The sequence below is a fragment of the Comamonas kerstersii genome (genome assembly GCF_008801935.1).
Classification (GTDB): Bacteria; Pseudomonadota; Gammaproteobacteria; order Burkholderiales; family Burkholderiaceae_C; genus Comamonas; species Comamonas kerstersii.
Genome location: NZ_VZOT01000010.1, coordinates 42,994 through 55,566 on the forward strand (window position 1 = coordinate 42,994; position 12,573 = coordinate 55,566).

8 protein-coding genes are annotated in these 12,573 nt (G+C 53.4%); 2 read left to right on the top strand and 6 right to left on the bottom strand.

Annotated elements, in window-relative coordinates; all coding sequences use genetic code 11:
• Window positions 1-257 precede the first annotated feature (257 nt).
• Together F7P80_RS12860 and F7P80_RS12865 are read right to left on the bottom strand one after the other, a co-directional pair.
• Window positions 258-1,148 carry an HNH endonuclease gene (locus F7P80_RS12860; protein ID WP_151045268.1) on the bottom strand — a complete coding sequence of 297 codons (891 nt, stop codon included), beginning with the start codon at window positions 1,146-1,148 and terminating at the stop codon, window positions 258-260.
• Between the two features lie 4 nt (window positions 1,149-1,152).
• On the bottom strand, window positions 1,153-2,658 hold the full coding sequence (locus F7P80_RS12865) for an AAA family ATPase (RefSeq protein WP_151045271.1): 1,506 nt from the start codon (window positions 2,656-2,658) through the stop codon (window positions 1,153-1,155).
• Between the two features lie 124 nt (window positions 2,659-2,782).
• Here F7P80_RS12865 and F7P80_RS12870 point away from each other — a divergent pair, with 124 nt between their 5' ends.
• Entirely contained in the window at window positions 2,783-3,322 is a 540-nt protein-coding gene (locus F7P80_RS12870; protein ID WP_151045274.1) for a hypothetical protein, read from the top strand.
• On the top strand, window positions 3,322-5,865 hold the full coding sequence (mobH, locus tag F7P80_RS12875) for a MobH family relaxase (protein WP_151045277.1): 2,544 nt from the start codon (window positions 3,322-3,324) through the stop codon (window positions 5,863-5,865). The genes F7P80_RS12870 and mobH overlap by 1 nt, the downstream gene beginning before the upstream one ends.
• 523 nt (window positions 5,866-6,388) lie before the next feature.
• Here mobH and F7P80_RS12880 read toward each other — a convergent pair.
• The 4 genes from F7P80_RS12880 to F7P80_RS12895 all read right to left on the bottom strand — a co-directional run bounded on the left by F7P80_RS12880 (window position 6,389) and on the right by F7P80_RS12895 (window position 12,567).
• Window positions 6,389-7,690 carry a cytochrome c gene (locus F7P80_RS12880; protein ID WP_151045280.1) on the bottom strand — a complete coding sequence of 434 codons (1,302 nt, stop codon included), beginning with the start codon at window positions 7,688-7,690 and terminating at the stop codon, window positions 6,389-6,391.
• An 11-nt stretch (window positions 7,691-7,701) separates the two neighbouring features.
• On the bottom strand, window positions 7,702-8,247 hold the full coding sequence (locus F7P80_RS12885) for a (2Fe-2S)-binding protein (protein ID WP_054065302.1): 546 nt from the start codon (window positions 8,245-8,247) through the stop codon (window positions 7,702-7,704).
• Window positions 8,244-11,177, bottom strand: coding sequence for a xanthine dehydrogenase family protein molybdopterin-binding subunit (locus F7P80_RS12890; protein WP_151045284.1), 2,934 nt, complete (start codon window positions 11,175-11,177; stop codon window positions 8,244-8,246). Before F7P80_RS12890 ends, F7P80_RS12885 begins: the two co-directional genes overlap by 4 nt.
• 379 nt (window positions 11,178-11,556) lie before the next feature.
• Complete coding sequence (locus F7P80_RS12895; RefSeq protein WP_058880458.1) at window positions 11,557-12,567, bottom strand: XdhC family protein; 1,011 nt, start codon at window positions 12,565-12,567, stop codon at window positions 11,557-11,559.
• Window positions 12,568-12,573: the final 6 nt, after the last annotated feature.

A 12,573-nucleotide genomic window follows, 5' to 3' on the forward strand; every position in this document is an offset into this window, starting at 1 on the left:
GCGACCCGGGAAGTTGACGCAAAAGCGTCGCCGGGTCGCATGTTCGTTTTGTGGGCTTAAACCCTCAACCGGAAATCGGTAGGTATGCACCGCACGGTTTCCGCTTGACAAGCGTTGCGATATGTGTCTGTTGGTTAGCAGGTGTAAAAGGGAAGCAAGCCGGGGCGTCTTGCAACTGGAAAAGGGGGGCTTACCGGCTACAGGCCCAACCCAAAGGGCGCGCCTCCTCCTCAACATTCGTCGGAGGCGCAAAGGATTTACGGGGACTGGGAAATGGCTTTTAAAAGGTTGCTGTCAAGCATATTCATCAAAGCCAAACACATAACTCGTTCCCAATGATTCGGGAAAGGATTTTGCTTAATAACTGGCTCTAAAATTATCAATTTGGCTGTATTCAAATCAATACTTGACGATCTAATCAGATTCTTAATCTGACCAACATAAATATCAATTCTAACTGCTGCCTCTTTAGCATACCTAATTTTCAAATCGAAATCATCAAAATGCTTTTGAACGCGTTTCTTATTTACTAATGTCCAATTGCTTGGCTGTTGTACGAAATATTCAATCTCAAAACATTTTGTCGTATGAGAAAATAAGCAATTTGCATGTATCCATTGTTCTGAAAAAAATATGTCACTATCAAGATATGGATGAATAATTTGATCTTCTTCTTTAAGGCTTATTGAGTCACCTTTACCATCCATATTACAGTCTCTACATGCTGGGACTAAATTAAGAGGAAGAACTGATAAATAAGGATAGTGAGTTTTAGCTAAAAAATGGTCCAAGTTTCGTGGACGACCTATACCACCACAATATGGACATTTTTCATTAGCTGCCGTGAGTAATGAATCATAAATGGCTCTAGCAGGCTTACCAGATTTTGCAAAATAATTAGTGTATAACTTAATTAAATCATTAGCACCCAACTCAGCCAAATAACTAAAATTTAATGGAATCAAGTTTTGAGCAAGATTGTATAAGGACCCAGATTTACCAAGGTTTAAATATGCATTTTCATAGACTGGAATAGCCTGCTGAATTTTTAAAATTTTTTGTTTTAAACATTCATCTCCAGTTATCCCTACAACAGATTCGTTAAATGAATACGAATAATTGTACTTAGGTATATCTAATCGAAGCATTTAATCACCTTTTGTTCGCCAAAAGGGTCGCAAGTAAAGATCTAGCCTCCAACCCAAGTTGATGGTTATATTTATTAACTATAGATTCATATGTCCCTCCAGCATCCACCTCTTTAACCAACAAGTCATGGAAGCCAGAATTTATTACTTCAAGACCAAAAACTTCTCTTGTCAAAATACCAACATTCTCACCAAATGTTTCTATTTCAGGTCTTGTTGCTCTTAGGGATAGCCCACTTCTAGATATTTTCCAGACACAGGATTTAGGTATTTCTTGGAGCACTACCGGAGAATGAGTTGCAATTATCGCTACAGCGTTGCGATCAAGCGTTAATTCTGACAAGGCTCTCAGAAAAGCAGATAGCAAAGGAGGATGCAAATGACCTTCTGGCTCATCAATAATGATCAATGTTTTTTCTTCTACTTTTTCAATCAATTTTGCTATAGTCAGAAATACGACAGCATGACCAGAACTCATTTTCTCAACTTTATTTTCCAAATGCCTTAAAAAATCATTCTTATTATCGACTATTAGTTTATCAAAACCCATTTGCGCAAAATTTACATCAGAACTTAAAGTTTTAATTGCATTGATAAGTCTTATTTTCTTAGTGTCTAAAGACAGGCACTCGTGAAAGGATTTAATTATTTCTGATCGAATTGTTTTTATATCTTTACCTCTACCATCTAATTCTTTAAGTCCAACATAAAAATAGCATGGACCTTTAGCTGGATCAGGTTGATCAGCAGGAGGTACAAATGGATCAAAGGCACTAAAAGAAACTGAGATCAAGCTACTAAAAAAATTAGAATCTATTTGAGAATAGGCACCTGGAAATAAAGCTGTTTCAAATCTACATTGAGCGGAAGTAGAACTAATAATTTCAACCATTCCATTTAGTATCTTTGTTTTTCCAACACCATTTCTACCAATAATCGCATGAACATTAGTACTTGGAGTTGATCCAACAATCACATTAAAAACGATATCTACAGGGGATAGATTACCTCCCTCATCTCTAACAAATTTAAAATTATAGTTTGTAAGAACTGCCCTGCCATTTAATACATTACTGAACTGCCCATGGATAGTAGTTAGGCTAACATATCGAAGAAGCGATGTAGTAAAAAAATCCTCACTCTCAAATTCGACAATTCTGTTAATGTTATAAACGATATCATTTAAACCTATTAATAGTTGCTCTCTCAAATCTTGTGGAAGATCGTATATTTTTTTGTAATAATCGACATCTTGACCCAAAGAAACAAAATTTGAATCCAAATTACTAAAATGGTGAGTTAAATGAGTATGCGTTGGTACCGAAGTAGTTTGACCTTTAAAACCAATTTTTACTTGACCTATAGAATGCTTCACTCCATGGTTATCAAAAACCTCAAGATAAAACTGTGTGACAAATGAATAATCGTTCCATCTATCTATAGTAAGAAACGCTGTATTCGTGTAAATTGACGGCGTTGATTGGTTATTTTGTAGGACGAAAAATTGCATTGAAATTCCACCAACTTAGAATGAGTTAACTCATTATGTGTTTTTTGTCAAGCGGAAAACGGTTGGTATACACCAAACGTTTTTCCAATGACAGCCTGTTACAGCATACCTATGGTGTGCTGCTATGCAAAACGGCCCGTTTCCCCCTATCAAGCAAAGCGCCCTCCAAGAGCATCGGGCACAGCAGCATTTCCCATACCTTGGCCGGGACACGCTGGATCGTCAGCGTGCGATCTTCACCATCACGGACACACTCAATCAGCTGGGCCAGGCCTCGCGCACCAGCACATTGCTGCGGTGGCTGGGGCGTTTTGATGGCATGGAAGCGCACCTTGAAGAGGACCAAGATCCTCTGCTGTGCGTGCGCGCATTACTGATGGCAGCTGTGGCAGCACGGGTCAGCAGATCCACGGCCAACGAGTCACCCGACGATGCATGGGAGCGCATGGTTTCGTCCATCATGCGGCTTGACTTCGTCCACACCCACAGCAGCTGGGGCATCCATACGAAGTCGCGCATCAAGTGGGACCCGATGGGCCAGACCTGGCTGGAGTTCCTGGAGGAGGGCATGCCTGGGGAAAGCCTGACCACCTGGCTGCCTGGCTCTGGCAACCCGGACCTGGCCAGGCGAAGTGCTGCAGCCTTGCTGACGGGCTATTTCTGATGCAACTCCTTGGTCGAATCAACAGCTTGCTGCAGCAGGTGCAAACGCGATGGCTGGGTAAGCGGCCGCCGCCGGCGGATGCTGCGCCGCAGACTGCTGCTGCAGAGCCCGTGGTCGTTGCAGGCACAGAGCCAGGTTGGCTGCGCGTGCTCACCGCCTCACAACTGCTGCAGTGCGTAAAGGCCGACAAAGCGCTCGCTGAAATCTGGCGTCAGTCCAGGCAATCTGAAGCCACCTGGCAGCGTGATCTGCTGCCGGCAATCCATCGGTACGCGGAGTTTGTGCAACTGATGCCGGCCTCTGAAGCCCACCACCACGCGCATGCTGGGGGATTGCTGTCCCACACCATCGAGATGCTGTTGGCGGCAATGACCTGGCGCAACGCGCATCTGCTGCCCGAAGGGTCTGCGATTGAGGTGATCGACAGCCAGCGCGACCAGTGGACCTATGTGGTGTTCTTTGCGGCCTTGCTGCACGACATCGCCAAGCCGATGACGGATCTACGGATTCAATGGCGCTGCGATGGCATGGCCGACTCGGTGCGCTGGATGCCCAGTGGCGGCAGCCTGCTGCAGATCATGGACCAGCGCAGGGCGGGGGAGTACCTGGTGGACTTTGCCCCCAAGAGCCAGCGCGATTACAGCGCGCACACCAGACTGGCGCAGACCTTGATCTCTCGCGTTGCACCTGCTTCAGCTTTGTCGTTCCTGGCCAGAGAGCCGAAGGCCCTGGGAGTGCTGGAGGCATACCTGTGTGGCCAGGACAAAGACAGCCTGGTGGCCACCATCGTCAAGAAGGCCGACCAGGCCTCGACCAAGCGAGCTTTGCAAATCGGCAGCAAAGCCAGGTTTGCCACAGCCAAGGCGGTTCCGCTGGTGGATCTGCTGATGCAGGCCATGACCAGCATGCTGCAAGCTGGAACGGTGTTGCCGCTCAATCGCAATGGTGCTGCAGGATGGGTGTTTGAAGGGTCAGTCTGGTTTGTTGCTAAGCGCTTGGCAGACAGCGTGCGCGAGTGGGTCAAGACCCATGAGCCGGAGGAGGCGATTCCTGGCCAGGCCAAGAACGACCGTTTGTTTGACACCTGGCAGGAATACGGCGTCATCGATCTCAATCCTGCGACAGGTCAGGCGATTTGGTACGTCGAGGTCCACGGCAATGAGGCAGAGCAGGGGGGCTACACGCATGAGTTTGCGATGCTGCGCTTTCCGCTGTCCAAGCTGTATGCCCAAGAAGGCATGTACCCAGCCCCTATGCGCGGGCACCTGGTGATCAAGGACAAGCGCAAAGCTCGTGCCGATGACCAGCAGGACCTGGCGCCAGCACTGACGGTGCCAGATGAGCACCAAACTGCTGCAGCGGAGGGCAACAGTCATCAGGATGCTGCAACACAAAGCAATCTGCATGAGGTTGCGCCAGATTCCACCAACCCGCCAGAAGCTGCGCCAGTCAAGCAAGCCAACCGGCAAGAAGCTGCGACAGCGCAAGACAGGAAGCTTGCACTTGTCATGCGTGAGCCGGCCTTCAGCAAACCGCCTCAAGCTGCTGCAGCTGCGAAGTCCAACGGCAAATCACCTGAGCCAAAGCCTGAAGCCAAGCTAGAACCAAGGCCTGAAGCCAAGCAGCGGCCTGCTGCCGCTACAAGCACGTTGGCTGATTCAACTGAACGCAGCGGCTCTAATGCTGGGCCAGTTTCCACCAACAGCAATGCACATGAGGCAGGCGATGATGCGTATTTGCTGGACGACAACCTCTACCTGGACATGGCAGAAAGCGCGGCCGCGAACAACCGGCCAGCAACGCGAGCTCCACAACGCCCAATCAAGAAGGCCGCAGGAGCTGCGGCGCCAACCGTGCAATCACACCAAACTGGCGCAAGCACTGTTCCGGCTTCGCCACGGCAGCAAACGCACCAGCAGCCTTCCATCCAATCACATCAAACTGCAGCAATTCAGAGCAAGCCCAAGCCGGTGGAACAGATTCCCACACCCGTCAGGCGGGTGAGTCAAGAGTTCCGTGACCTCATGGAGCTGGACGACATCCCGGCGATTCTTCCGCGCACAGCGGTCAAGCCGGCGGCCGCCGCGCATCCCAATGAGCCCGTGCTGCTGGTGCAGCAGCTGCCGGATCTGCCTGGCCAAGAGGAAGCTGCAGCGGCGCAAGAACCCAGTGATCTGGTGGTGGACTTTATGCAGTGGGTTCAGCAAGGCCTGGTCAGCCGTGAACTCAAATACAACGAAGCTGGAGCCGTGGTGCATTTTGTGCCGGAGGGTATGGCGCTGGTGTCGCCGAGGATCTTCAAGGACTACGCAGCTGCTGTCGATGGTGATGCGAACTTGACCGAGCTGGCCAGCAAGGCCCAGCGCGAGCTGATCAAGTGTGGCTGGCATTTGCCTGGGCCCAATCGGACCAACATCGTCAAGTACGCCATCCAGGGGCGCGGTGGAGATGTCGTGGGCAATTTGTCGTGCGTTGTCTTGCTTGAACCGTTCCGCTGGGTCCAGCCGGTGCCTCCGAACAATCCAGCTCTGGCTAAGAGCTAGGCTATGTTCGGGCATCGAGATTGTGGTTATGTTAACTTTTTCTCACCAAAACCTAACACTTGCCGGCCTAGATCTGCACGTAAAAGCTGATTCATTTCAATCATCTACGTGGATGCTGGTCAGATTGACAGTTGACAGTTGCAAGGGAACAACATACAGTTCGAACCGTGCATCAACGAGGTTTTGCGGCGTTGCTTTGACGAAGTTCTCTATAAATCAATAGCTTACGAGCTATTTTTTTGTAGAAGTCATAGATATACAATGTATATTATGTTAAATAACTAATGTATGAAGCTATCCAGTCATCGCAGCATAGCTTGGGTACTGCACTATTGAAAACAGAGCTGCTTGCGTTGAATTCATATGGTTTTTAATGGCATATGACTTTGAAAACAAGATTTTGCAAGCGCTAGCAGCTATTTTTTGTGAAGTGCTTGTGCGTTGGCGTGTGTGCCACATGCATGAAAAAGCCGTGCTGAGATTGCTCTCAGCACGGCTGGATGGTTCGAAGGTGCAAAGCGCGTCAGTCGTATGTCTTGGGGATGAGCTTTTGCACCTGCTCTGCCGTCACGGGTTGCGCCTGAGCGCCCCATTGCGCACGCATCCAGGTGGCCAGTCCTGCAACGTCTTCTGCACTCATGCGGTCGGCAAAACCAGGCATGGCATACATGCGCTCGTTGCCAGCAAAGGTCTGCGTCTGTACGCCATGGAGGATGACTGTGACCAGATTGTTCGGGTCTTCCATCATGACGGCAGTATTGCCACGCATGGGCGGCGCGACATTGGGAATGCCCTCACCACTTACGCCGTGGCATGCCGCGCAGGCAGACATATAGCTCAGGCGGCCTGGCTGCAGCAGTGGATCAGAAGCTATCGGCAATGCTTCGGGAGCAGGTGCTGCAGTCAGCAGCTTGCCTTGCTTGTCGGTCATCAGATAGGTAGCAATCGCATCTACATCTTCGCGCTGCATGGCGCTGGTGGAGAAATGCGTCACTGTGTACATGCTGCCAAACGATGTGCCCTGCGCCGAAGTGCCTGTGCGCAGATACTGGCTCAGCGATGCCGCATCAAAGCCGCGCTGTGCCAGCGTTTCAGCCGTGATGTTGGGCACCGTCAAGCCGTCAATCGCATCACCGCCCTGCAAGGAGCGCGAGAACGACACCCCCATGGTGATATTGCGTGGCGTATGGCAGGCACCGCAGTGGCCCAGGCCTTCCACCAGATAGGCACCGCGCAGCCATTGCTCGGAAGCGCCCTGGCGTGTGGGTGGTTCACGGTCCGGGAAGTTGATCAGCGCCCAGAAGTTCATGAACGGACGCACGGGCAAGGTGAACACGCCGGTGTTGTTCACATTGGGCTGTGCAATGGGCGGCACGCTCATGATGTAGGCATACAGGGCGTCGATATCGTCAGGCCGCGTAATGTGCGTGAACACAAACGGCATGCCGGGATACAGATTGCGATTGCCGGGTGCAATGCCATCACGCATCACGCGGTGAAAGTCTTCACGCGTGTACTTGCCAATACCGTAGGTGGGGTCTGGCGTGATGTTGGTGGAGTGCAACGTGCCAAAAGGTGTGTCAATGGGCACGCCCCCTGCTCCCATGGGACCCTGGGCCTGCGAGTGGCAGCCCATGCAGTTACCTGCCAGCGCCAGTTCCCGGCCTGTGGGGATCAGGTCATGCATCTGGGCATCACTGAGCGGCTGTTTGGCCTGCGGGGCGACGCTGCTGCTACGAAACACGCCAACCAGCACGGCAATGGACAAGACGATCAGCAGAATCAGAATGCCCAGCAGGCTGTTGCGCAAGGTATGGCTTTTCATCGTCATCTCCTTCAGCCGATTACGCAGCCTGGTGTCTTCAGCGCCACTTCCTCTACCGCCTGGTAGTAACGGACATAGCCCGTGCAGCGGCAGATGTGGTCGTTCAACGATGCCTCAATACGGCTGCGCAGCTCAGCGCGCGCTACCGGCTTTTGCTTGAGGGACTCAATGAAGACGGTGGCAGCCGTCACAAAGCCCGGTGTGCAGTAGCCGCACTGGAAGGAAAAGTGCTCGATAAAGGCTTGCTGCACGGGTGTGAGTTCCTGCACCTGCCCTTTTTCGTCACGCTTGGCCTGGCCTTCAATGGTGATGATCTTCTTGCCATTGAAGAAATGGGCATCAAACACGCAGGTACGCGTCTCTATGGGTGTATTGCCTTCGCGCAGCTCCATGACCGTGCAGGCATGGCATATGCCTTGGCCGCAGCCAAAACGTGTGCCTGTCAGGTTCAGATAGTCATGCAGAAAGTCGATCATGGGCATACCGACGGGTACGTCCACAGGGCCAATGCTTTGACCATTGATCGTCAGTGCAAGGGGGCGTTTTTCCAGACTCATAGCATCAGCGCCTTTTTGATTTTGGTAGGGGTCACGGGCAGACGATAAAAACGTGTGCCGGTCGCGTGCGTCACCGCATTCACGGTTGCAGCGACGACGGGGATCATCACCACCTCAGCCATGCCTTTGGGTGGGGAGGTTTCGGTCAAGGGCTGCAGATAGTCTGCAGTCTGGGTCCAGACCGCTACATCCCGTGCACGGGGCAAGGTGTAGCGGTTGAAATTCCAGGTGCCATTGCCGGGGCCATCGGCGTACAGCGGCAGTTCCTCCATCAGCGCGTGGCCAATGCCCATTGCCACCCCACCCTGCTGCTGGCCGGAGACCAGCGCGGGAACGATGACGCTGCCGGGGTCCAGCAGACTGTGGTGGCTCATGATCTGCACTTCACCGGTAAAGGTGTTGACGTTCAGCTCCACCAGACAGGCAGCAGGCGTGTAGGTCGTCACACCTGCGTTGTTGCGCTGGGCAGAGGGGAAATGCACCTGACTGCGTGCAATAAAGTCATAGCCGCCAGTCGTCATGCGCGACTTGAGGGCTTGCGGTGCACCATCGCCGTAGCGCACGGCAAGCGCATCGACTGCCAGATGGCGCTTACCAACACCGGGGATGTCAAAGTCCGCCCTTGCCCATTCCCAGCGGCTGAAGCAGTGCACGGCCACACCGGTGACCAGGCCCATCTCATGTGCCTTGCGGGCAATGTCCGCAAAAGCAATGGTGGCCATGCCGCCACCGCCAATGCCGCCGGGCACGGCACGCAAATCCTGCAGGGTCACATTGCCACTGGCGATCTGCCCGCCTGCTGGGCCACTGCTCCAGATGGCCTTGGCGGCAGGCCAGATGGTGTTCTCCAGCAGAAACTGTGCAGCCTGACGTGTGCCAAAGCCCAGAAAGTAAGCGCTGTTGGAGGCACTCATGGCCGGCAGAATGCACGGTACCCAGTGCGGGTCGCGTGAGAGCTCGTCCTGCTGCTCCTGGGTAATGGTAAAAGGCTCGAAATTGCTCTTGAGCGGCAGCTGCGGGAAGTCGGTTTCGCCCCAGATCGTCACGTCTGGTGCTTTGCCCAGCATGCGCTGCACCATGACTTGCTGCGCTGTGGTGGCGCCTGTGCCAATTTCCTGCACGCAATGGCGCATGGTGATCTGGCCCTGGGCATCAAACTCCAGCACCAGTGCCGAGGTATCAGCGCCTGTGCCGTAGTCCTTCTGGACCTGGGCAAAGCCCACACCGTAGCGCTTGCCAGGGTGCTGTGCCTCGTAGGCTGCCTTGGCCTTGTCACGGTTGGTCCACAGCGGATGCTTGGCCGCGAGTTCCAGCATTTCCACATTGCGTGGATCACCCAGCTGCACTGCACCCTGGGTGTTGGCATCGCCTGCACGCAGTGCGTTGCGGCGGCGCAGTTCAATCGGGTCGATCTTCAGCTCGGCAGCCGCCTCATCGACCAGCAGCTCCGTCAGGGACATGGCCTGAATCGTGCCGTAACCGCGCATGGAACCTGCTTCCACTGCTGCACTTGCAATAGCGGCGCTGGACATGTCGGACTTGGGGAAGTAATAAATAGACTGCCCGGCAGTAGCCGCTACCTGTGCCACAGAGAAAGAGAAGTTGGCCCGCCCTCCTCCGTTGCAGTTGTAGAAAGCCTTGAGCAATTCAAACTTGCCGGTTGCACGATCTGCCACCAGTGTCAGGTCTGCCTCAATACTGTGGCGTTTCATGCCCATCTGGAACTGTTCATAGCGGTCATTGGCCAGCCGCACGGGCAAACCATTGCCGTAGAAGCAGGCAGCAATCACGTAGAACGGAAAGATGGAGTGGTCCTTGGAGCCATAGCCCACCGTCGAGCCAGACAGCAGCACGATGTTCTCTACGGGGAAGCGCTTGTTGTCCTTCATCATGAAGGCTGCCACCCGCGCCACCTCGTAGGGCGACTGCGCTGCAATCATGATGTGCAGCGTTTTGCTGGCCGCGTCGTACCAGGCATTGCCGTTGTCCGGCTCCATGGCACTGGGGTCAATAGACTGCGAAAAACCCTGGCGCTGCAGCACCAGCTTGTTCGGGTTCTGGCGTGCTGCCTCGATTTCTGCTTCCAGGGCCTTGGCTGCTGCCATGCCCCGGCGCATGGGTTCATAGGTTTCGTGGGCCACCTGCTCTGGATCACGCACTGCCCCACCCCCGCGATGCCGCAGCATGACGGAGCGCGGCACCAGAAAGCCTTCTGCATCCGGGCTGGGCCACACGGGCGTGTCGCCGTCAAAATTGCCCCAGATCACTGCATCCTGCATGGGCGAAAAGGCGGGCGTTGCAGATGGCGTCTCACCGCCAATGCGCACATAGCGGGCTGCACCATAGTTGGGTGGTGGCTTGGGGCCTGTGTGCTTGCCATATTTGACAACGTTCTTGTCAAAGCGCAGCAGGCGTTTGGCTGCCTCAAAGCGATCAAAATCCTTGTAGACCAGCAAAGCCACAGGATGGCCATACATGGGCGATGTTTCACCTTTGGGCAGCAGGAAGTTGTAGCCGTAAAAGCCAATGCCCAGATCCTGCAGTTCTGGCACGGCGATGCCGTCACGCGCCATGTCTTCGTGACGTACCAGCTGGTCTGGCTGCAGATCTTGCCCAAGTACGGAAAGATCAATGTCCTCAAAGCTGTGTTCGATATCAGTGGCTTTCAGGAAAAAGGCATGGGCCTGTTCCTGGGGCCAGCCCGCAAGATCCTTGGCGCGGAAGTCGCGTGCGAACACTTTCTCCCCCGTCACCTTGCGAATGGCATCCCAGCGGTATTTGACATCCCCGTTGGGCGCCATCCACTCACTGGTCTGGGGACCAGAATGCACCTCCGTCGCCTGCGTCACGGGCAGGCGCCCCAGCATGACGGTGATGCTGCCAAATGTGCCTAACTTGATAAAGTCGCGGCGACTAAAACCTGCAGCCATTATTTGTTTTTCCTGTCTGGACCTCACCGCAAGACATACTCAAGCACATGGGCTGATGTATTGGGTGATTCGTGGAGCATGAATATCTGTGTGCTGTGATGAGTGTGCCAAAGAAATGGCACTTTTCAATTCAGCAAGTCTTGTCAGTGCTAGATGAATCAAACATTTTTCAAACAAAATAAACTCAATAAAAACAATGTCTTATTGTTTTTATTGATTGAAGTTGTGTCCTGAATTTCTTGAATTCCTACGTGCATGAAGGAAAATTCCTACGCCAATAGTCTTGGATTATTGAGGTGGGCGTAAAAAATCCAACACCTTGAGGTCGGCATACCTGAATCTTGCCCTCAGGTTTGTGCTGCAGCGGTTTCTTTCGCTGTTAGGCATCGGCCCTGGCACGCAGTTCGTGCAGCGCTTTGCCAGCGCAGACCTGCATTTCCGGCAGCAAGGGCACCCCGTTTTTCACGGCAATGATTTCGGCCATGATGCTCACCGCAATCTCTGCCGGGGTTTTGCTGTCAATAAAAAGACCAATCGGGCCTCTGAGGCGCTGCATGACTGCAGGCGAGACATCGAAATGCTCCATCAGCCGGGCGCGTCGGGCCTCGTTATTGCGGCGGGAGCCAATGGCTCCGACATAAAAGGCCGGGCTGCCTAATGCTTCCAGAATAGCCAGGTCATCGAGCTTGGGGTCATGGCTCAGGGTGACGATGCAGCTGCTGTAATCAGGCTTGAAGGCCTGTACGGCGTCGTCTGGCATGCAGCGCATCAGCGGTGCCAGGCTTTCATCCCAGCTGAAGCTGTGCTCGGAGCGTGGGTCGCACACCGTCACGGCAAAGCCTGTGCTGTGTGCAATGGTGGTCAGATACTGGGCCAGCACCCCTGCGCCAATGAGCAGCATGCGCCAGCGTGGGCCAATGCACAAGGACATGGCCTGCTCCGTCAACTGCAAAGGCACATAGGCTTTCACAGGCTCCAGTTCAACACTGCCGGAAGCCCGGTCTACCCTGCGCTGCACCAGCAGCCCTGCATCCAGCTGTGTCAGCAAGGCATCGATGGACTGCAGGCTGGGATTGCACTCCACCATCAGTTCAATCGTGCCACCGCATGGTAGGCCAAAGCGATGTGCTTCCTCGGCGCTTACGCCATAACGCAGCAATGTGGTGGCGGGCATGTCGCGTATATCGGCAAAACGCTGGAACACATCGTCTTCGATGCAGCCACCCGAGACAGAGCCCACCATTTCCACTCCCACTCTGACCGCCAGCATGGCCCCAACAGGGCGCGGTGAGGAGCCCCAGGTTTTGACGACGGTGACAAGCAAGGCGTCTTCACCCGCTTCTCGCCAGGCCTTGAGTGCGCGCAATACGGTGATATCTACAGCGTCCATCGGGGA